This window comes from Flavobacterium sp., from assembly GCF_044348915.1.
Classification (GTDB): Bacteria; Bacteroidota; Bacteroidia; order Flavobacteriales; family Flavobacteriaceae; genus Flavobacterium.
Map to the genome: position 1 here is coordinate 1 of NZ_JBIKRX010000051.1, position 21,929 is coordinate 21,929.

Annotated in this window: 14 protein-coding genes; 3 read left to right on the top strand and 11 right to left on the bottom strand. The window is 35.8% G+C overall.

The annotated features are described in order from the left end of the window. The first annotated feature begins 166 nt into the window (after positions 1 to 166). Complete coding sequence (locus ACIQ1E_RS09660; RefSeq protein WP_396170942.1) at positions 167 to 949, top strand: alpha/beta fold hydrolase; 783 nt, start codon at positions 167 to 169, stop codon at positions 947 to 949. A gap of 69 nt (positions 950 to 1,018) precedes the next feature. On the opposite strand, the gene ACIQ1E_RS09665 is transcribed toward ACIQ1E_RS09660, so the two are convergent. From ACIQ1E_RS09665 to ACIQ1E_RS09680, 4 genes are all read right to left on the bottom strand, one after another. After that, on the bottom strand, positions 1,019 to 3,781 hold the full coding sequence (locus ACIQ1E_RS09665; protein ID WP_396170944.1) for a PD-(D/E)XK nuclease family protein: 2,763 nt from the start codon (positions 3,779 to 3,781) through the stop codon (positions 1,019 to 1,021). Between the two features lie 62 nt (positions 3,782 to 3,843). Next, positions 3,844 to 5,328: an OmpA family protein gene (locus ACIQ1E_RS09670; protein WP_396170946.1), complete on the bottom strand. Its 1,485-nt coding sequence runs from the start codon at positions 5,326 to 5,328 to the stop codon at positions 3,844 to 3,846. Positions 5,329 to 5,436: 108 nt separating this feature from the next. After that, positions 5,437 to 6,633 carry a glycine C-acetyltransferase gene (gene kbl, locus ACIQ1E_RS09675; RefSeq protein WP_396170947.1) on the bottom strand — a complete coding sequence of 399 codons (1,197 nt, stop codon included), beginning with the start codon at positions 6,631 to 6,633 and terminating at the stop codon, positions 5,437 to 5,439. Between the two features lie 26 nt (positions 6,634 to 6,659). Continuing rightward, positions 6,660 to 9,815, bottom strand: a complete 3,156-nt coding sequence (locus ACIQ1E_RS09680) for a UvrD-helicase domain-containing protein (protein WP_396170949.1) — start codon at positions 9,813 to 9,815, stop codon at positions 6,660 to 6,662. 268 nt (positions 9,816 to 10,083) lie between these two features. On the opposite strand from ACIQ1E_RS09680, the gene ACIQ1E_RS09685 reads away from it, so the two are divergent. Further along, complete coding sequence (locus ACIQ1E_RS09685; protein WP_396170951.1) at positions 10,084 to 10,689, top strand: superoxide dismutase; 606 nt, start codon at positions 10,084 to 10,086, stop codon at positions 10,687 to 10,689. Between the two features lie 290 nt (positions 10,690 to 10,979). On the opposite strand, the gene ACIQ1E_RS09690 is transcribed toward ACIQ1E_RS09685, so the two are convergent. From ACIQ1E_RS09690 to gdhA, 6 genes are all read right to left on the bottom strand, one after another. Further along, positions 10,980 to 11,588: a lipoprotein signal peptidase gene (locus ACIQ1E_RS09690; protein ID WP_396170953.1), complete on the bottom strand. Its 609-nt coding sequence runs from the start codon at positions 11,586 to 11,588 to the stop codon at positions 10,980 to 10,982. 115 nt (positions 11,589 to 11,703) lie between these two features. Beyond that, positions 11,704 to 12,084 (bottom strand): TraR/DksA family transcriptional regulator, encoded by a 381-nt coding sequence (locus ACIQ1E_RS09695; RefSeq protein ID WP_396170956.1) that lies wholly within the window; start codon positions 12,082 to 12,084, stop codon positions 11,704 to 11,706. 7 nt (positions 12,085 to 12,091) lie between these two features. Then, positions 12,092 to 15,493 (bottom strand): isoleucine--tRNA ligase, encoded by a 3,402-nt coding sequence (gene ileS, locus ACIQ1E_RS09700; RefSeq protein WP_396170958.1) that lies wholly within the window; start codon positions 15,491 to 15,493, stop codon positions 12,092 to 12,094. A 166-nt stretch (positions 15,494 to 15,659) separates the two neighbouring features. Next, on the bottom strand, positions 15,660 to 16,373 hold the full coding sequence (recO, locus tag ACIQ1E_RS09705) for a DNA repair protein RecO (protein WP_396170960.1): 714 nt from the start codon (positions 16,371 to 16,373) through the stop codon (positions 15,660 to 15,662). A 29-nt stretch (positions 16,374 to 16,402) separates the two neighbouring features. Continuing rightward, positions 16,403 to 18,694 carry a T9SS type A sorting domain-containing protein gene (locus ACIQ1E_RS09710; protein WP_396170962.1) on the bottom strand — a complete coding sequence of 764 codons (2,292 nt, stop codon included), beginning with the start codon at positions 18,692 to 18,694 and terminating at the stop codon, positions 16,403 to 16,405. Positions 18,695 to 18,825: 131 nt separating this feature from the next. Beyond that, positions 18,826 to 20,169, bottom strand: coding sequence for an NADP-specific glutamate dehydrogenase (gdhA, locus tag ACIQ1E_RS09715; protein WP_396170965.1), 1,344 nt, complete (start codon positions 20,167 to 20,169; stop codon positions 18,826 to 18,828). A 288-nt stretch (positions 20,170 to 20,457) separates the two neighbouring features. Between gdhA and ACIQ1E_RS09720 the strand changes: the two genes are divergently transcribed. After that, positions 20,458 to 21,264, top strand: a complete 807-nt coding sequence (locus ACIQ1E_RS09720) for a THC0290_0291 family protein (protein WP_396170967.1) — start codon at positions 20,458 to 20,460, stop codon at positions 21,262 to 21,264. A gap of 79 nt (positions 21,265 to 21,343) precedes the next feature. Here ACIQ1E_RS09720 and ACIQ1E_RS09725 read toward each other — a convergent pair whose 3' ends face one another. Further along, positions 21,344 to 21,799 (bottom strand): DinB family protein, encoded by a 456-nt coding sequence (locus ACIQ1E_RS09725; RefSeq protein ID WP_396170969.1) that lies wholly within the window; start codon positions 21,797 to 21,799, stop codon positions 21,344 to 21,346. Positions 21,800 to 21,929 lie beyond the last annotated feature (130 nt).

The following is a 21,929-nucleotide window of genomic DNA, read 5'->3' on the forward strand; positions in this document are numbered from 1 at the left end:
ACATCCCGATTGAGATTGAGGAAATTGAGAGTTTGATGAATATTTAAGTCATTCTTTTTATTGATTTTTTGAACCATTAATTAAGTTTTATTAAGAAGTTTTACAAATCTTGATTTTCTTAATTTCTTAATGGTTTAATTTTTAATGTTTATTAAAAGTGAAACAAATGAATCAACTCCTCTACAAAAACACACAAATCTCGTATTCCGATACCGGGAAAGGCAATGCTATTGTGTTGCTTCACGGATTTTTGGAAAACCAATCGATGTGGCAGGATTTAGCTCCAGAATTAGGTCAAAAACATCGGGTAATAACTTTAGACTTATTAGGTCACGGCGAAACAGAATGTTTGGGCTACGTCCATTCTATGGAAGACAATGCCAAAATAGTTCAAGCTGTTTTATCCAAATTACGAATCCGAAAAGCCATTTTTGTCGGACACTCTATGGGCGGTTATGTAGCTCTGGCTTACGCCGAAATCTATCCAGACAGAGTAAAAGGTTTGGTTTTGATGAATTCTACTTCCAAAGCCGATAGTGCGGAACGAAAAACCAACCGCAGTCGGGCCATCAAGACGGTCAAGCAAGATTACACCACTTTTATCCGTCTTTCCATTGCGAATCTTTTTAGTCCTGATAATCGCGAAAAACTGGCTGATGAAATAGAAAAAGTAAAACTTGAAGCCCTTAAAACTCCACTACAAGGAATTGTAGCTTCACTCGAAGGAATGAAAATCCGGAAAGACCGCGAAGTTTTATTGCGTCTTAGCCCTTATCCAAAAATGCTTATTCTTGGCGAAAAAGATCAAGTTTTAATCTACGAAGATTCATTAGAACAAATAAAAAATACAGCTGTGAAACTCGTGACTTTTCCCGACGGGCATATGAGTCACATTGAAAATAAAGACGAATTAAAGAAAATGTTGTTGAACTTTTTCAAAAACATTTAAAATCTCTTTGTGAACTTTACTTCGTCAGTTCGCTTTCGCTCGTGTGAAAAGCCCTTGTGGTCTTTGTGGTTAAATCTTTTCCTCAAAAGGTTTGGTCTCATTTAAAATCTCATTCAATAACAAAACCAACTGTTCTAAATAATTATTCAAGATTCCAGAATCTATAGTTGTATTCCCCTCTTTTCCATCCTTGAAAGTAAACGGTAAAAATCCCGATTTTAGGTTTTTGAATGAAATAATCCCCGCTTCGATTGGTTTGCCGTTGGCTTCCTTCTCATACATCAGAGCATAAGCCAAAATTTGAATGATTTTTTCGTTCTTGATATCGGCAGTAAGTCCATTCCACGATTTCAATGTGACATTTGATTTTTCAACTTTACCGGTTTTGTAATCTATAATTCGAATAATTCCGTTCCGCTCTTCTATTCTATCTGCTTTTCCAGCAATTTTAATCGGATATGGCAAGTTAGGGTGCTCCAAAATTCGTGCACAATCCTTTTCTAAATGAAGAATCTTAATAGCATCACCGTTTTTGATACTTTCCAATTCCACTTTCAAAAAATTAGAAACATTGCGTTTGGCCACTTCAAAAGCTAACAAATTACGCCCCTTTTTGATTTCACCTTCTTTGTAAACCAATTTGAATTGTTTCAATACTTCGGCATCCAAAACTTTAAAACAACCCAAAATATCAGTTTCGGACAAAAATTTTCCAATAAAAGGAGTGTATAAAGCTTCTAAGGTTTCGTGAATAATAGTCCCCAAGGTATTCAATGCAATGTTCTCCTCCACTTCTTCTACATCGCTAATCCGTAAAATCCTTTGGAAATAAAATTGGATAGGATTACGGATATAACTCGTCAAACCAGTTGGAGAAAAACCTTTTTCTGTAATTTCCCTCAAACGCAACATAACCGATTCAGATTTTGGAACAACAATAGGTTCATAGGCCTTTTCAGGTACACCTGCATTATAGATTTCGTGGGTAAGCGTATGCTTGTCTTGTTTTTCAACTTCCAATTGAGTGATGAAACGACTTCGTTCACCGGCATCCAAACCTTCACTTTCGGTGTTATAAATCAAATAAATGTTTTTAGCTCGTTGCAACAAATGATAGAAATGATAGGTATAAATAGCGTCCTTTTCCTTGAAAGTAGGCAAACCTAGTTCTCTTTTCACATCGTACGGAATAAAAGAATTCATCGATTTTCCAGCTGGAAATTTTCCTTCATTCATCGAGGTAATAATTACAGTGTCAAAATCTAACACTCGACTTTCTAAAACACCCATAATCTGCAACCCATTCAGCGGTTCCCCTTCAAAAGAGACTTCAGCGAGATCGATCACTTGTTTGTAAATTGCATAAAGCGTATCTACCTTATCAATGTGTGTATGTTGGGAGTAGTAATTTATAAGTTTGTTGATGGTTTTGAAAAGACTGTAAACAAAAGCTTTAGTGATTTTTTCTTCTTCATTGTCTTTGTTCAAATTCGTTTTGATAGATTGCAGTAAACTAGAAATAGTTTCTAAAACCGCCATCGAACCACTCTCCCATTTATCGAACAACAAAAGAAACAACTCTGACGGATTTTGAGACAAATCCATCAATTTTTTGTGGGTAATAAAGGTGTAATTGTTTTGATTAATAATACCGACTAACAAACTAGATTTGGCATACGGTTCTACCAACGGATGTGTCAAAATATCCAAAACATCTTTGTAATAAAGTACATAACTATTTGCATTTCGAGTTAAAGGATTGGTATGCATTTTGAATAATTTCGCAATCAATATCTGAGCTGGATTGTTCTTACTTGAATAACCCATCGTGATATTCAAAGCACCAACTGTGGATGGCAAACAATACAAAAGTGGTACCAATAAATTTTCCTCTCCTAATACAACGGCAACTTTATCTAATGTTGTATTTGGATTATCCGTGATGATATTTTCGATGATGCTTCCTGCGATTTTGGCCTGACCCATAGTTTTTGGCGTACCAACTACCTGAATGTTTTTAGACTGCGAAAAATCATCCACAATCCACTCAAAAGGATTAGATTTGTAATGTTTCCAACTCGACTTGAAACGTCTTACAAACAGACCAGCATCATGAAAAGGATCGTTAAGAAAAGTCTGGTCGACATCCCAGTAAATCTCTGCTTGGTCTGAAGCTATCAAATGCTGAACTATTCGTTCTTCGGCAGCATTCAAGGCATTGAAACCAGCAAAGACATATACGTTCTCTTTAATAGAATTTGAAAAATGATTGAGATTGTTTACAGCTTCGCGATAAATTAAGCCTTGATATCCAATTCCTTTATTCAGTAAATGATCGTAAAGTGATTGGTAGTATTTGGGTAATAATTTCCAGAAATCAATGTAGTTCTCTAGTAATTTAGTTTTGTTTTCGACTTCGATTCCCCATTTTTTGATGTCTTCAATATCTTTTAGATAGGAAAGAACGTGCAGTGGATCTAAAAGGTAGCGATCAATCTCGTTAAAATCTTGCAGTAATGTTTTTGCCCAAATGGCAAACTTATCAAATGATTCTTGTCGTGGTTTCTCGGTAACAGCTAAATAAACCTCATAGAATTCGAATAACAGCTCTATCGAATCAAGACTGCGTATACATGAAATATCTTGAATAAATTCCTCTATGCTAATAATCTCTGGAGAAAGAATATTAGTTGAAACTTGATTCCTTAAGGCTTCTACAAGAAAAACTTTGGCTCTCTTGTTGGGGAGAACCACGATAGTGTTTGATAATTTTTCTGAATAATTATCAATTAAAACTTTGGCAACTTTATCTAAAAATGAAATTTCTATCATTTTATAAATATAAAAAAAGCCGTTCAATTAAGAACGGCTTTTTAAAAATATATTAAATTATCTTATTTAAGATTAACTTTCAATCCATCAACACCACCAACGTAGATAACTTCAGTTCTTCTGTTTTTAGCTCTACCTTCTTTAGTTTTGTTAGAAGCAACTGGTGCGCTTGGACCAAAACCTTTAGAAGTAATGTTCTCAACTTTAACTCCATTTTGAATCATTAAATCTACAACCGCTTTAGATCTGTCTTCAGAAAGTTTTTGGTTTAATTTTGCACCACCTGTACTATCTGTATGTCCTTGAACTTCCCATTTAGCAGTAGGATAGTTTTTAAGAATATTTTTAATTGCGTCTAAACTAGCATTAGATTTTACGTCAGTTGTATTGAAAGTAGCTTTACCTGAGTTAAAGGTAATAGCTCTAGCTTCAGTTCTAAGTTGTTCAACAACTTCTTGAGTCACTTCTGGACAACCTTTGTTACTAGCAGGACCAGCTACGATAGGACAATCATCTTCTAAATCTGGCACACCATCTTTGTCAGCATCCAATACTGGACAACCACCATTAGATTTAGGACCAGCTACAGTAGGACATTTGTCATCTTTATCAGCAAGACCATCTCCGTCAGTATCAGGACAACCTTGGAAAGCAGCTAAACCTTTAGTATCTGGACAAGCATCATCTTTATCAGCGATTCCGTCTCCATCTCTATCAGGACAACCATTCAAAGCAGCTAAACCAAACTCAGTTGGACAAGCATCGCTTCCATCAATGATTCCGTCTCCGTCAGTATCAGGACAACCGTTGAATTGTTTTAGACCAGCAACTTCTGGACAAGCATCATCTTTGTCATAGATTCCGTCTCCGTCAGTATCTTTACCTCCAAATTGGAAAGTAATACCCAAAGAGTGTTGGAAATGAGAAGGAGAATCTGGAGCATATAAATTACCCGCTTCAGAACGGTCTTGACCTAGAAGTTGAGAAGCTTTATATACAGTTGTCAATTGCAAACCTACATTTTCAGTAAACCAGAAAGTCAAACCTGCTCCTGGATTAACAGACCCGTAGCTGTTATCACCTAACCAAGTATAACCTCCACCTAAAGTTAAGGAAGGGTCAATAGTTTTAGATCCAATTAAAGACATAAAGCTATATTTTGCGCTTACGTCAACACCATAATACATTAAATCTCCAGGGTTAGTTGTTACATAACCTGCAGAGTTACGACCAGGGTTTGAAGGATCGAAAACAACAAATTTATCCATTTTGTTGATAGATCCTTTAAGTCCAACAGAGAAATTGTTTCCTATTGCTCTCTCTAAGCTAAGATAAGATACAGAAGGAAGAATGTTCCAGTTTTGACCTACAAGAAATGCTTGAGATACGTGGTAATCCAACCAGTTGTTTCCTCCACCAGCACTAGCTCGTGTGTCAACTGCGTTTACCCCAAACGAAAGAGCCCAAGGATTGTTACTGTTTTGTGCTTGAGAGCTCATGGTAAATACCATCATTACAGCAAATAAAAGTTTGTTAAGATGTTTCATACTTAATAAGTTTAATTACAATTTAGTTAATTTTAAAAGCAAAAGTAACACGTAATTTTTTAACTACAAAATAAAAAGTTAAAAAAAATACAAAAAAGACCATAAAAACTACAATTTGATGACATTTAGACTCATTCCAACCTCAACGAAGGCTTGAATTGCACTATCAAGATTGTTTTTTGTGTGTGCGGCGGATAATTGTACCCGAATTCGCGCCTTTTCTTTTGGTACAACTGGAAAAAAGAAGCCAATAACATAGATTCCTTTCTTCAATAATTCATTTGCCATTGTTTGCGCTAATTTTGCATCGTATAACATAACTGGAACAATAGCAGAATCTCCGTCAATAATGTCAAAGCCTGCTTTTTTCATTCCTGCTTTGAAATAATTCGTGTTCCATTCAAGTTTGTCGCGAAGCGTAGTGTCTTTTTCTAATAATTCGAAAACCTTTACTGACGCTCCTACTATCGCTGGTGCTAATGAATTAGAAAACAAATAAGGTCTTGACCGTTGTCTCAACAATTCAATAATTTCTTTTTTGGCTGTAGTATACCCACCCATTGCTCCGCCAAGTGCTTTTCCCAATGTTCCTGTAATAATATCTACTCTACCCATTACACCTTTAGCTTCTAGTGTTCCTTTGCCGGTTGCACCTATAAATCCTGCCGCGTGACATTCGTCAACCATAACTAAAGCATCGTATTTATCGGCAAGATCACAGATCTTATCCAAAGGAGCTACAAGTCCGTCCATTGAGAAAACACCATCGGTCACAATTAGTTTGAAACGAGAACCCGCTTCATTGGCCTTAATTAATTGCTGCTCCAAATCTTCCATATTACTATTTTCGTAGCGATAACGCGCCGCTTTGCACAACCGAACTCCATCAATAATAGAAGCGTGATTCAAACTGTCCGAAATAATGGCATCATTTTCATTTAATAAGGGCTCGAAAACTCCCCCGTTGGCATCAAAAGCCGCTGCGTAAAGAATCGTATCTTCAGTTCCGTAGAAATCTGAAATCTTTTTCTCTAAAGTTTTATGTATATCCTGCGTTCCGCAAATGAACCGAACCGACGACATTCCATATCCGTGTGTATCCATCGCATCTTTTGCCGCTTGAATCACTTCTGGATGTGAAGAAAGTCCTAAATAATTATTGGCGCAAAAATTTAGAACTCTTTCACCATTTACTGTAATTTCCGCTCCTTGAGCCGAAGTGATAATTCTTTCTCGTTTGAACAGTCCGTTATCTTCAATAGCTTGAAGTTCTGTTTGCAGGTATTCTTTTAATTTTCCGTACATAATATTCTAATTTTATTTCGATGTTTTTACAAATTTACCACAATGATTTCTTGTCCTATATATACTAGCGCTTTTTTTAACACTTTATATCCCATTATTTCAATAGCATTTTCGTAATTATCTATTTGCATTTTGTGTTTGGCGTTATACAATCCAGTTTTATAATCCAATAAATAAACCTGCTTATTTTTGGTCAAAACCATTCGGTCCGGTTTGATGGTTTTTCCTTGCTTTTGAATAATCGTCTGCTCGTTCAAAACTTCATTACCTTCTTCGTAACAAATAGAAAGCTCAGGGTGATTAACAATCTCTTGAATTGTTTTATGAACGACGCTTTTTTGGTTGAAAGTTATCAATCCGCTTTCGATGGCTTTTGTAATAGCCAAATCGATATCGTTTTTGGTTTTCACAAAAGACAATACTTCGTGAACCACATTTCCGTACTCGATGGCTTCTTGTTGATGCGTACCCCACATTACCGATTCTCGTTGGGCAATTTTGATGTTTCTAGGGTTCAAAATTGCGGCAACCATAGAAATGGCTTGGAATTCTTTCTGCGTTTTGGTTTCCGAAGAAATTCGTCGTGGATTTCCAAAATGATATTCTAAAACGGTTTCATCAAAATTTGATTCTTTGGTTAAATAATCAATGAAATAAGTTGCCATATTATTGGGGTAAGTCCCTTCTTTATTCGGCTTAAAAAGACTCGAAATAACATACAATTGTTCTTCGGCACGTGTCAAAGCAACATACAAAACATTGATGTTATCTAGCAATTGCTCTTGCGATTTTTCTACAAAAGTTGCTTTGGCGGTTTCACCAAACCCTTCGACGGCTTTGCTATTGTCTATTAACACTTTGGGCAAACCAAATTCTTCTTGATCAGCTGAAATCCAAAGTTTGTCCTTTTTTTGCAAACTATAATTTTCTTCAGCAAAAGGGAAAATTACCACTGGAAATTCTAATCCTTTTGATTTGTGAATACTCATAATTTGCACGGCATCACTTCCTTCCGGCGATGGGATTTTAAATTTGTCCGAACTTTTGTCCCAATATTCCAAAAAATCGCTGATTCCCGAATTGCTTCTGACATCTCTTTCTAATACAATATCAAGAAAATGTTGAATGTAAGCCGAATTCCTTTTTGAATTTAAAACAGCAGTAATAATAGTTTCTACCGCTTCGTACAAAGATTTCTTTCTAATATCAGCGAACGAAAGTGAAATCCCAAAACCCTTCAGCCATTGTTCAAAATCTGATTCATTGTTCTTCATTCCCACGGAAATAAAGTCGTGAATTGGCATCATTTCTTGATTAGCTCGCGCTAAATATTCTAAAAAATAAGCCTTAGATTCTGAATCCTTATTGTTTTTTAAATAACGTAAAAAGTACAAGATAAATCGAACTTCGGTAGCGTTTTTTATCAAAAGTGATTCGGACGAAAGTATCGGAATACCATGTTCTATCAAGTAATTTGCAATGGATGTTCCATTTTTGTTATGACGCACTAATATTGCAATATCATTATATTTGAAGCCTTTTTTCCGAACTTCTAGAATTGTTTTTAAGGTTGCTTGAACATACAAATCCGTTTTGGTCAATTCTTCTTCTTCCTCTTCTGAATCGGCCTCTTTTTCTATTAGTGGCAGAAAAGAAATATTGACATAACCTCCGGTTTTGCTATTGCTTTTTTGGAAGCTATGATTTTCATACAAATCTTTGTAATCTTCGTTCTCGAACTGATGCGACAACATTTGAAAAAAACGATTGTTGAATTCAATGACTTCTGAATACGAGCGGTAATTTTTATCTAAATGCTGAATGGATTTTTCGGGGTTATTGAACGGATTATGGTTCTTACTCAAATCGATAAACTGCTCGGCCTTTCCACCTCGCCAGCGGTAAATGGATTGCTTTGGGTCGCCGACAATCATCAAAGTTCCTTTTTCACCATCAATTTCACTTGATGTTGCATTGTCTATAAGCGGAATTAGATTTTGCCATTGCATTTCGGAAGTGTCCTGAAACTCGTCAATAAAGAAATGGCGGTAACGTTCTCCTAATCGTTCGTAAATAAATGGCGCTGGTTGATTTTGAATCTCTTTATGGATCAGCGAGTTGAATTCAGCAATAGAAAGAACGTTTTGTTCGTCTTGAATCTTTTTCAATTCTTGACTAATGGTGCTTAATAGTGATAAGGGCGTAATGTTTTTTAAGAAAGCATTATAGAAATCTCTTTGCTCGAAATTTTTATAGATCTTGCCGAGAATTTGCAATAATTCTGGGATGATACTTTCTATAATTGCAGTATCCTTAGCGGTTTTATTAATGGAAATGTCCTCGACTTCCCGAAACGTTTTATTCTTGGGGTTGAATTTTCCATCGGCAATACTTTGCAAGTGATTAGGAAAAGTTCCTCGTGAAAAGGATTTGACATTAATTCCATTTTTTTCAATTAATTGCAAAGCATTTTCAGCCAAGGCAACATTTTCCTTTTCTATAATTTTGGATGCGTCGCCGAGTTTGCTTTTTATTTCGAGGAAATCGCTGATGGATTTGCCTTTGAAATGCGCAATTTCTTCCCGATTGTTTTCATTTTGAATTAATTTACCAACTTCGAAAATTTCTCGGGAAATATCCCAAGATTTATCGTCGTCGGTTTTTTCCATTGTAAAATTGATGAGCAATTTGGTCAATGTTTCGTCTTCGCCAGCTTGCGAAATAAGGGCATCGACGGCTTCGGTCAATAAATTATCGCTCTCTAAAGAAACTTCGAAATTCATTTGCAAACCTAAATCAAGGGCAAAAGCGCGAATCACCTTGTGTGTAAATTTATCGATGGTCGAAATGTCGAAAGCGGCATAATTGTGAATAATATGCTTGATTATTTGCTGCGACTTGATTTTGATTTGTATGACAGAGAGCTCCGTTTCTACAGCCAAATCTTGCATCAAATCTTGTGCTTTTTGGCTTGGTTCGTCTTTGGCAAATTCAGATAAACTGCCAACGATTCTCGATTTCATTTCATGAACTGCTTTATTGGTAAACGTTATGGCGAGGATATTGCGGTACGCATCATTTTTCTTGGCAACCAGAATAATTTTCAGGTATTCTTTGACAAGGGCATAGGTTTTTCCGGAACCTGCCGATGCATCGTATATGGCGAATGAAGGTCTTTGCATTATTGATTTTTGATTGCAGATTAACGATTTTTGATCTCGGATTTCTGTAACATCCCGAATGCCCTAGCCCTGATGGAAACGGCATCCTTTTATGCCGTCCCGATAGCTATCGGGAGGCATAAAAGATATAGTGTACAGCAGGAAACAGCTCCTGAAAACCCCACTATCAATTTATTTAATAAAACTATAAAGAAATAGAATTACCAATTCCAAAGTTAATTGTTTAATTTTGAATAAAATATTTTTAAATCATTTAAACAACAATACTATGGCTTTTGAATTACCACAATTACCTTATGCGTATGACGCACTAGAACCGCACATTGATGCACGTACAATGGAAATACACCATTCGAAACATCATAATGCATACATTACCAACGTAAATGCTGCGATTGCAGGTACTGAGTTGGAAGGGAAAAGCATTGAAGATATCTTGGCAAATTTGGATATGAAAAATATGCCGGTTCGTAATAACGGTGGTGGACATTTTAATCACAGTTTGTTTTGGACTATTATGTCTCCAAACGGTGGCGGATTGCCAACTGGTGAAGTTGCAGCTGCTATTGACAGCGCTTTTGGTTCTTTTGATGCTTTTAAAGCGGCTTTTGCCAAAGCTGGAGCGACTCAATTTGGTTCAGGTTGGGCTTGGTTGTGTGTAAAAGACGGAAAACTAGAAGTTTGCGGAACACCTAATCAAGACAATACATTAATGCCAGGTGTAGGTTGTGGTGGAACTCCAATCTTAGGAATGGATGTTTGGGAACACGCTTACTATTTGAACTATCAAAACAGAAGACCAGACTATATTGAGGCTTTCTTTAATGTAATCAACTGGGATGAAGTTTCTAAAAGATATGCTGCGGCTAAATAATATTCTTTAAGAAAATAGAATAAAGAATATAGAGAATAGACGAATGACATAAAGGTTGTTCGTCTATTTTTTTTGAAATACCACAAACTATTATATTTCAACCCCATCTGACGAGTTCGTTTGTCACGTATTAAAGCGTCCCCACTCTCGTAAGTAGCGACTCCTACGGAGTGACAAATAGACTGGAATTTTGGACTATTATGAAAATGCGTTTTTTGATGAAATTGAAAATGATTTATTTAAAACGAAACTAGAGCGCATAATGCGATTGCTTCGTTCCTCGCAATGACTTAATGATGATGATGAAATGCTTTTTTGTTGAAAACAATCAAAATCCCAACGCCTGTCGATATTGCCATATCGGCTACATTGAAAATAGCATTGAAGAATTTGAAATGATGTCCTCCAATAACGGGCATCCATTCTGGCCAATTCCCTTCGAATAATGGAAAGTACAACATATCGACTACTCGACCGTGAAACCAGGTTCCATAAGGTTTGTCGGTGAATAAAGTAGCTAAATGTCCGTAACTGTCATCGAAAATTACACCATAAAAAACAGAATCAATTATATTACCAAAAGCTCCAGCAAGAATAAGAGAAATTGCCACAATCAAATAATTTGAACTGTGTTTTCTTTCTACAGAATCCCAAAGCCAATAGCCAATTCCTGTAACGGCAACCAAACGAAAAACAGTAAGAAACAATTTTCCATAAGTCCCTGGAATTACTGTTCCCCAAGCCATTCCTTCGTTTTCTATCAATAGTATTTTGAACCAGCTGGTGACATCAATTTGTCCGTTTTCACCGTAAACAAAATTAGTTTTGATGTAAATTTTTGAAAGTTGATCTACCAATAAGATGATAAAAACGATCAGGTAAGCTTTTCGTAAAGACATTTTGTGAATTTTAATGGCGCAAAAATAAGTAAATTCTAAAAATAAAATTCCAAATCCCAATAATTTAATAAGTTATTGTTGGAATTTGGAATTTTAGTATTGAAATTTCGATTATTTATCGTTGCATATTTTTTGCTTCGATACTCATTGTAGCGTGAGGAACGATCAATAATCGTTCTTTGCTAATTAGTTTTCCTGTTACTTTACAGGTTCCGTAAGTTTTGTTTTCTACACGGAAAAGTGCATTTTTCAAGTCGCGAATGAACTTCTCCTGACGGATTGCTAATTGTGAATTCGCTTCTTTCGACATCGTTTCACTACCTTCTTCGAAGGCTTTGAAAGTAGGCGAAGTATCGTCTGTTCCGTTATTTAAATCGTTCATATAAGCACTTTTTATCAAATCTAAATCGGCTTGTGCTTTATGTATTTTTTTAATAATAAGCTCTTTGAACTCCGCTAAATCAGCGTCTGAGTATCTTGCAATTTCATCTGTCATTTTCTAATTATTTTGTAATGGTTATTTTTGTCTTTATATCATCGAATTCTATTTCTATTCCGCTTTCTAAAACTTCTTCAAAAACCAATGTTTCTGTTAGTGTTTCTGATTTGATGTAGGCTTCGTTTGCATTGACTGCACTTTCCAGTTCAGCATTTTTCTGCAAATGAACTTTAATTTTGTCAGTCACTTCAAAACCAGAATCTTTTCTAATGTTTTGAATTCTGTTGACCAACTCCCTAGCTATACCTTCTTGTTTTAATTCGTCCGAAATAGTAATATCCAGTGCAACCGTTATTCCATTGGAGTTAGCGACCAACCAGCCCTCGATATCTTGTGAAGAAATCTCCACTTCTGCTAGCGATAAAATTATACTATTTCCTGAAATAACAATACTTATACTTCCTTCCTTGTCCAATTGGTTGATTTGAGCCGCCGAAAATGATTGTATCTCTTTGGCAATCAATCCCATATCTTTTCCAAATCGCGGACCAAGAGCTTTGAAATTTGGCTTAATTTGCTTCACTAAAATTCCGGATGCATCATCCAAAAGTACGATTTCTTTCACATTAACTTCTGCTTTAATCAGGTCAGAAACGGCCTCAATTTCAGCCCTAAAACCTGCGTCAAGTACCGGAATCATTACCTTTTGCAAAGGTTGACGTACCTTGATCATTTCCTTTTTTCGAAGCGATAAAACTAGAGAGGAAATCGTCTGCGCTTTCTGCATTTTGCTCTCTAACGATTTATCAACAAAGTTTTCAACGTATTTTGGGAATTCAGCAAGGTGAACACTGTCGAATTTTTCTCCCTTGGTGGCTAAGGTTAAATCCCTGTAAAGCTTGTCCATAAAGAACGGAGCAATCGGAGCAGCCAATTTACTTACCGTTAATAAGCAAGTATATAAAGTTTGGTAAGCCGCAATTTTATCCTGCGCATAATCACCTTTCCAAAAACGACGACGACACAAACGAACGTACCAGTTACTCAGGTTTTCTTGCACAAATTCTGAAATAGCACGAGCCGCTTTGGTTGGCTCGTAATCAGCATAAGCCTCATCAACCACTTTCACCAAAGTATTCAACTCTGAGATAATCCAACGATCAATTTCTGGTCTTTCACTCAAAGGAACCTCATCTTCAGCATAAGAGAAATTATCGATATTGGCATACAACGCAAAGAAAGAATACGTATTGTACAATGTCCCGAAGAATTTACGACGCACCTCAGCAATTCCTTCCAAATCGAATTTTAAATTATCCCAAGGATTCGCGTTTGATATCATATACCAACGTGTAGCATCAGGACCATATTCGTTTAAAGTATCGAATGGATCGGCGGCATTCCCTAGACGTTTGGACATTTTATGTCCGTTTTTGTCTAAAACCAATCCGTTTGAAACTACATTTTTATAAGAAACTTTATCAAAAACCAAAGTAGCAATCGCATGCAAAGTATAAAACCAACCCCGAGTTTGATCTACTCCTTCAGCTATGAAATCAGCTGGAAAATCTTTATTCCCATCAATTTTATCTTTGTTTTCAAATGGGTAATGCCATTGTGCATAAGGCATTGAACCAGAATCAAACCAAACGTCAATCAAATCGGATTCGCGTTTCATTGGTTTTCCAGAAGCAGAAACCAAGGTGATTTCATCGACTACATTTTTATGTAAGTCAACCAAATCATAGTTGGCTTCGTCCATATTTCCAATTTCAAAACCTTTGAAAGGATTTTCTTTTTGGAAACCTGCAGCTATAGATTTTTCGATTTCGTTATATAATTCTTCAACTGAACCTATCAACATTTCTTCTGTGCCTTCTTCGTTTCTCCAAATTGGCAATGGAATTCCCCAAAAACGAGAGCGCGACAAGTTCCAATCATTGGCGTTTTTCAACCAATTTCCGAAACGTCCCTCACCAGTTGCTTTTGGCTTCCAGTTGATGGTTTCGTTCAGTTCGAACATTCTGTCTCGAACTTCTGTGATTTTAATAAACCAGGAATCTAAAGGATAATATAAAATTGGCGTGTCGGTTCTCCAGCAATGCGGGTAACTGTGCACGTATTTCTCTACTTTAAACGCTTTGTTTTCTTCTTTTAACTGAATCGCAATTTCCACATCGGCAGAACGTTCTGGAGCATCGCCTTCGGTATAATATTCGTTTTTAACGTATTTCCCTGAATAATTTCCTAAACCATCAATGAATTTTCCTTGCAAGTTTACCAATGGAACTGGATTTCCGTTTTCGTCCAAAACCAACATTGGCGGCACTTCTGGAGTAGCTTCTTTGGCAACTTTGGCATCATCTGCACCAAATGTTGGCGCAGTGTGCACAATTCCTGTTCCATCTTCGGTAGTCACAAAATCTCCTGAAATTACTCGGAAAGCATTTTCTGGATTTTGGTATGGCAAAGCCAATGTCATCAATTGCTCGTAACGAATTCCAACTAAATCAGCTCCTTTGAATTCGGCAAGCATTTGATATGGAATTTTCTTGTCGCCTTCTTTGAAATTTTCAAAATCGGAAGCTTCAGAACTGGCAAAAAATCCTTTTGAAAATTGTTTTCCAACCAAGTTTTTAGCAAGAATAACATTCGAAGGTAAAAAAGTATATTGATTGAAAGTTCTAACCAAAACATAATCGATCTTTGGTCCAACAGTCAATGCAGTGTTTGAAGGCAAAGTCCAAGGAGTTGTCGTCCAGGCCAGGATATGAATGTCTCCAAATCCTTGAAGAAAGGATGGCAAAGATTCGTTCAATGCTTTGAATTGAGCCACAATCGTCGTATCGGTAACGTCTCTATAACTTCCTGGTTGGTTCACTTCGTGCGAAGATAATCCTGTTCCAGCTTTTGGAGAATACGGCTGAATGGTGTATCCTTTGTACATCAAATCCTTGTTGTAGATTTGTTTCAAAATCCACCAAACGGTTTCCATATACTTGGATTTGTAAGTCACGTATGGATCTTCCATATCAACCCAATAGCCCATTTTTTCGGTCAAATCGTTCCACACATCGGTGTAACGCATCACCGTTTTTTTACAGGCTTCGTTGTATTCAGCTACGGAAATTGTTTTTCCTATATCTTCTTTAGTAATTCCCAAAGAAGCCTCGGTACCTAATTCTACAGGCAAACCATGAGTATCCCAACCCGCTTTACGCTTTACCTGGAATCCTTTTTGGGTTTTATAACGGCAAAAAATATCTTTAATCGCACGAGCCATCACGTGGTGAATTCCCGGCAATCCATTTGCCGAAGGTGGTCCTTCAAAAAACACGAATGGTGTGTTGCCTTCGCGAGTGGTTACACTCTTTTCAAATATGTTTTCTTTTTTCCAAAAATCAAGAACTTCTGATGCAACTGTTGGCAAGTTAAGTCCTTTGTATTCAGTAAATTTTATGCTCATTTTATCCTTTTCTTAAATCGTGGTGCGAAAGTAGTGATTAATAGTAAAAAGGCAAAAAACAAAGAGTAAAAATTATCGACTTGAGTGGTAATTTAAGCGCAAATTTCTCGAATAAAACCTTATTTCTTTGATTCAGCAAAATTTTTGTCGTTCGTACCCAAATTTTTCAAGAAAAAACGGCCGCTAGGACTTCTAAAGATTTTGGTTTTCGAAAACCGTCGAGATGAAAAGTGTAATAGTCAATCAGGATTTTTAAGAGAATTTGTCTTTCGATCACGTGGAAAATTTTTTGGTTGTTGTCAAATTTTAAAACAATGAGTTTTCTGAAAAGATTAGTTTCATGTTCCGTGAGCGAACCAAGTCCGTGAAATGGGGTAAAAACACCTTCATTAGCATCGAAAAAAGGGTAATTCATTTCGGAAATGTCCGGATAAAAACCGAGATATTTGGTGATTTCAAGCATTAAAATCAGGTGAAAGTTAGCGGTTTCATTGTGATTGTCCAGCCAAAACAAAGCAGTTTCTAAGAAAGCAAAAAGAGGTTCGTTTTTTTCTTCTTCGTGAATGGAATGGTGCAAAATTTCTGAAATAAACATCGCAATAGTGCTTTTGTATATATCGCTATGAATGGTTTGAAATGGAGTCGCGATTTTAATTTCCTTAAAGTTCTCTAAAGTCCCTTTGTTCTTGTGAACGGCTTCGATTTCGAGAATAGTCAAAGGTTGGAAATAAGCTATTTTTTGGTTGGATTTTCGAGAGGAAAAAGCGTCGCGTACAAAATAAGATTTCAAACCGCTGGATTGTGTAAAACATTTTACAATCAAGCTTTTCTCTTGATATTTGAGAGAAGAAATGACGATGGCTTTGGTTTTTACCAACATTGGAATTTGGAATTTTTCAAATTTGAAATTTACCTTATGATCATTACTTTTTTGACTTTAGTTTCAATTCCATCTTGGGCTGAAACAAAAATCATATACACGCCCGAAGCTACTTTGTGTTTCCCAAAAGCAGTAGTATCCCATTCAATTGTTCCACCTTCGGAAGTTGTTTCATAAACTAAATTTCCTTCAATATCGGTGATTTTTATAGTTGCCTTATTTAATAATCCTGAAATTTTTACAGTTCCTTCGTATTCTGGTCGAACTGGATTGGGGTAAACAAAAACATCGTTTAAATCTTCATTGGCTGATGTTGCTGTTCCTTTAAAAGAAACCATTCCTTTTGTTGTAGCGATAAAAACTTCTCCTGTTACATTATTGATGTCTATATCATTAATGGCATTTGTTGGCAAGGGTGAATTGCTTTCTGTAAAATGATATTTGGTCTCCTGACCATTAGGCGAAACTAGAAATACACCAGAATCAGCAGTGCCAATCCATTTATTATTGGCCCCATCGACAACTATATCAGTAATAAATTGCTCATACATTAATTCTTGAGCTAAATTATCTTCGAGAATAATAATAGGCTTTGTGGTCATTTGTTCTTCAGTCAAAAAATTATTAACATTAGACAAAACCCTAAGACCTTTCGTGTTACCAATCCACAATTGATTGTTATTGTCAATCGCAATAGCCCTAACATCGGTATTTGGCAAGTTCCCTTTATCTGAACCAAAAGTTATTTTTTTAAATGTATTTGTAGATTCGTTAAAACTTATTAATCCATTCGTATCCGTACACCACCATTTTGTGCTATTTTTGTCTATTATCATTCGACCCATACTGGTACCCGTATAACCAGTAATTATAGTACTTAATGAAAAACTTTGCCATTGCCCATTAGATTTCAACTCCTTTAACCCTTCTTGAACAAGACTATTATTGACCCATAAATTTCCTGATTTATCAAATGCGCCTCCATTAATCCTCACATCATTGTTATAGCCTGGAATAAACGAAATTTCATCTAATTCACTATTGGTTTGATTATATAAAAAAGTTGGCTTATCATTTTCAATTTTTAATAACCCCGAATAAGAACTTCCCATATATACTTCGTTTTCTTTATTCGGATTTATCATCACTCTAACTATAGATTTTGCTCCAAATACTTTGTCGTAAGGTATATTCAGCCAGCCTGATTCACTATATTTACTAATTCCATAACTGTCTAATGGATACGGATTGTATCCACCTGAATAATCCCCATAAACAGCCCAAAGGAAACTTGAGGTTGTTTGGAGTGCAAAAATATTATTCCTTGCAGGACCTAAAGGCTTGGTATTTTCTATTGCTGACGACACCGAAATAGATGTGCTATAAATACCATTATCTGTAGTGCCAACATAAATGACATCATCTATAGTTGTGGCACAACTGAAACTCACAGTTGCATCAATAACTTGATTGCTATTAATTTGACGTACAAGAACCAATTGTTGGTTATAAACATAGACACTAGTTGGGGTCGTAATAACTAAATAAGAACCAGAATTTCGCATATCGACTACCGCTTGTGGCAGTTGCAAATAGCTTATGAATGTATTGGACCCTGAATTGTATTTGTGAATATTTCCTGAAATGTTTATGGCGATAAGTTCTGTAGCGAAAGCTTCTACACTCGACCAACTCCCTGATGCAATTTGCGACCATTGATTGAAATCGATTAAATTTTTATTAGTAATATCTGCTTTTCTTATACCGTCTATTGTCGATGCATAGATAAAACCATTAAAAATTGCTGTTTGAGTAACTTTTATTTCTGCTCCGTTGTTGCCGATAAAATAGGTATCCCCAAAAAGCATAGTGGCTAAATTAAATTGCACGATTCCGAAATCGCAAGAAACATAGACAATTCCTTGGTATTCCATAAAATGATTGATTCTTTTTAGGTTGGCTGGAAGTTGTTTGTTGATAATATCAACGATATTCAACATACTGCCATCGGCTTGGTTGATTACAATCATCAATCCATTTTCATAGCCTACTAGTGTTTTATTAGATGTGGAACTGTAATACAGGGAGGTAATAGTTTGTCCTGAAAGCCCATCGATTGTGGTGGTGGTTGTAATTTGATTTGTAATTACTTCTTTTGAAAACAAAGCATTTTCGGAAGCAGCGATAATGGAAGTGGGTGATTGAGAAATATCTCTAATGTCGTTGTAAGAGAAATAGCCTTGCCATAACATCGTGTTTTGGGCGAAACCTAGTTGCAAAAAGAGAAGCAGTATAAGATATCGAAATTTGTATTTTGTCATTATGAATTCTATTTCGTTCACAAATATAATACAAACGAAAGTAATTGGATTTTGTTACATAAAAAAAGACCTTCATTTCTATTCTGAATTTTCAGAAAAAAAGAAGGTCTTTACTACTTTATAAATACTGTCTATACGACTCCTTGAGCAAGCATAGCATCGGCGACTTTTACAAATCCTGCAATATTGGCACCTTTTACATAATCAACATATCCAGTTGTATCCGTACCGTATTTCACACAAGAAGCGTGAATTGCCAACATAATCCCTTTCAGTTTTTCGTCAACTTCTTCTGCAGACCAACTTAATCGTAAAGAGTTTTGAGACATTTCGAGTCCTGAAGTTGCTACTCCGCCCGCATTTGATGCTTTTCCTGGGGCGAACAAAATTTTCGCTTTTTGGAAAACATGCATAGCTTCAGGAGTTGTAGGCATATTGGCCCCTTCTGAAACACAAATACAACCATTGGCGACAAGCATATTCGCTTCTTCTTCGTTTAATTCATTTTGAGTCGCACAAGGTAATGCGATATCACATTTTACTTCCCAAGGACGTTTTCCAGCAAAATATTTTGCATTTGGATACTTATTTAAATAATCACTAATTCGACCTCTTAATTCGTTTTTAATTTCCATTACATAGGCCAATTTAGTTTCATCAATACCGTCAGCATCATAAATATAACCTGCAGAATCTGACATTGTAACTACTTTTCCACCTAGTTGGGTTGCTTTTTCGGTAGCATATTGAGCTACATTTCCAGAACCTGAAACCACCACTGTTTTACCGGCAAAACTATTCCCTTTTGTTTCCAACATGCTATTTGCAAAATACACATTGCCATACCCTGTTGCTTCTGGTCGAACTAATGACCCTCCGAAAGAAATTCCTTTACCTGTTAAAACACCTGTAAATTCGTTTCTTAATCTTTTGTACTGTCCGAACATATAGCCTACTTCTCTTCCTCCAACACCGATATCTCCCGCAGGAACGTCTGTATTTGCACCAATATGTTTCGATAATTCAGTCATAAATGCTTGGCAAAAACGCATCACTTCATTGTCTGACTTTCCTTTTGGATCAAAATCAGCCCCACCTTTTCCACCGCCCATAGGCAAAGTGGTTAAACTGTTTTTGAATGTTTGTTCAAAAGCAAGAAATTTTAATATACTAAGATTTACTGAAGGATGAAAACGAATTCCTCCTTTGTATGGTCCGATGGCAGAATTCATCTGAATTCGATATCCGCGGTTTACTTGAGTTTCCCCTTTGTCATCCGTCCAAACTACTCTAAACATAATTACACGTTCAGATTCAACCATTCTTTCCAAAAGCATTTTGTTTTGGTATTTTTTATTCTCTTCAATAAAAGGAATTACAGTTTCTGCAACTTCTTTTACTGCCTGCATAAATTCAGGTTCGTTGGAATTTCTTTTTGCAACAGCTTCAATAAAAGCATTAATACTTTGTGACATATTTTTTAAATTAATAACGGTTAAGAAAACGTTTTCGTTAGCAGTGACAAATATACATTATATCGGAATATTTTCGCTTTTATTTCATATTTCTTAACACCTTGGAGCGCTTTTTTATTGATGTTGGAACAATTTTATTTAATATCAAAACTATTACTATTGAAAAGCAAAAAACAGTATAAAATGTTTACATAATTTTTGTATTGTTTAGCGTTTTATTATATTTTATTAGATAATCTAAAGATTGATTGATGTTTTTATATATTTGTAAAAAAGAAATTTATTAGAATGGCCCTAAGATCTATTACATTTTTCTGCTTAATCCTTCTTTTTAGTATTTCAAATGGAGTCAAGGCTCAATTTGGATTTTCACACGAAATCGGAGTTATTGCTGGCCCTGTAGCATTTCAGTCTGACTATGGGGAAAGACACGATTTATCAACAAATGCTGGAAATACTGGATATGGAATTGGTATCATTCACTATATGAATTTTTCCTATACTGCAGAATGTAATTGCTATACCCCCGAAACCTATTTTAATGACCACTTCAAACTAAGAAGTGAATTATCTTATAATAAAACCGAATTAGATCATTTCGGACAATGGGTAGAAGGCAAACCTTCGCTAGGAAAAGAACAATTAAAAGCAATGAACGGAACCACTAGTGTAACTAATATTGGTATGCAATTGGAGTTTTTCCCGTTAAGTATACGTGAATTTACAGAAACGATCGGAAGGTGGGGGCCTTTTGTAAGTCTTGGTGCTCAATACAGTTTTTATAATGCAAAAGCTTATTCCACAATGGGTCCGTTGGGAACGCCATTGACCACTTTTCCTAAATATTTAACCCCAACAGACGATCGCGCTTATGGCTTTTCTACCGAATCCAGTTCAGTTTGGTCTGTGGTTTCGAGTGTTGGAACCCGTTACAAATTATCGCCGCTATCTGATTTGATGATTGATCTGCGATGGCAATATTATTTTTCTGATTGGGTCGACGGACTAAAACCGAATCCTGACCTTTACAAAGAAAACAAGGCTAATGATTGGTTAGTTTGGTTCAATGTGGGATACATTTATTACATACAGTAACGCAACCTCTTCTATTTAAAAACACAAATCCCAACTCGTAATATTTATAAGTTGGGATTTGTATTTAGGAATAACTTACTTAAACAAGCTTTCTTAAACTCATCATGATTCCTAGATGAAGTCCTTCGTGAAAATTATTGAAATTAATTGCTCCTTCTACACTTTTTAAAATAAAACCTGTTGAAGTGGGATATTCTTGATATACTTTGAATAATTTGTTCGCTAAATCCTCATTCGTTTTTTCGATAGTTACAAATAGCAAGGCCTTTAATTCGTCAACTTCGGCTTGTGTAGCGTTTTGCTCAGGCTTGGTTCCTTTTTTGTATTTTTCGACCATTTCGTCTGATACCATCATCGGTAAACCAGACAATTTATAAACCAATAATTGTTGAGTAACTATAATATGCCCAATATTCCAAATTAAATTATTGCTAAAACCTTCGGGGATTTTGTTGAGTTGCTCCAATGTATAGTTTTCTAGAAATTTCGAAACCATATTTCTACTCGTTTTGTTTACATCAAGAGTTTGATTCATATCTTATTTTGTAACTAATCAGTTTATAATTCAAACTCAAATTTAGCTATTATTACCAATGCTTCCAATACATTTAGGCCATTTTTTATAGTTGTATCAATGACTGAGCGTATTTTAGCAAAGTTTTGTG

What these genes read in the sequence shown, in the direction of transcription:
- gdhA (WP_396170965.1), bottom strand. Translation starts at nt 20,169, where the DNA reads ATGTCACAAAGTATTAATGCTTTTATTGAAGCTGTTGCAAAAAGAAAT.
- ACIQ1E_RS09680 (WP_396170949.1), bottom strand. Translation starts at nt 9,815, where the DNA reads ATGCAAAGACCTTCATTCGCCATATACGATGCATCGGCAGGTTCCGGA.
- ACIQ1E_RS09670 (WP_396170946.1), bottom strand. Translation starts at nt 5,328, where the DNA reads ATGAAACATCTTAACAAACTTTTATTTGCTGTAATGATGGTATTTACC.
- ACIQ1E_RS09725 (WP_396170969.1), bottom strand. Translation starts at nt 21,799, where the DNA reads ATGAATCAAACTCTTGATGTAAACAAAACGAGTAGAAATATGGTTTCG.
- ACIQ1E_RS09665 (WP_396170944.1), bottom strand. Translation starts at nt 3,781, where the DNA reads ATGATAGAAATTTCATTTTTAGATAAAGTTGCCAAAGTTTTAATTGAT.
- ileS (WP_396170958.1), bottom strand. Translation starts at nt 15,493, where the DNA reads ATGAGCATAAAATTTACTGAATACAAAGGACTTAACTTGCCAACAGTT.
- ACIQ1E_RS09710 (WP_396170962.1), bottom strand. Translation starts at nt 18,694, where the DNA reads ATGACAAAATACAAATTTCGATATCTTATACTGCTTCTCTTTTTGCAA.
- kbl (WP_396170947.1), bottom strand. Translation starts at nt 6,633, where the DNA reads ATGTACGGAAAATTAAAAGAATACCTGCAAACAGAACTTCAAGCTATT.
- ACIQ1E_RS09685 (WP_396170951.1), top strand. Translation starts at nt 10,084, where the DNA reads ATGGCTTTTGAATTACCACAATTACCTTATGCGTATGACGCACTAGAA.
- ACIQ1E_RS09720 (WP_396170967.1), top strand. Translation starts at nt 20,458, where the DNA reads ATGGCCCTAAGATCTATTACATTTTTCTGCTTAATCCTTCTTTTTAGT.
- recO (WP_396170960.1), bottom strand. Translation starts at nt 16,373, where the DNA reads ATGTTGGTAAAAACCAAAGCCATCGTCATTTCTTCTCTCAAATATCAA.
- ACIQ1E_RS09695 (WP_396170956.1), bottom strand. Translation starts at nt 12,084, where the DNA reads ATGACAGATGAAATTGCAAGATACTCAGACGCTGATTTAGCGGAGTTC.
- ACIQ1E_RS09690 (WP_396170953.1), bottom strand. Translation starts at nt 11,588, where the DNA reads ATGTCTTTACGAAAAGCTTACCTGATCGTTTTTATCATCTTATTGGTA.
- ACIQ1E_RS09660 (WP_396170942.1), top strand. Translation starts at nt 167, where the DNA reads ATGAATCAACTCCTCTACAAAAACACACAAATCTCGTATTCCGATACC.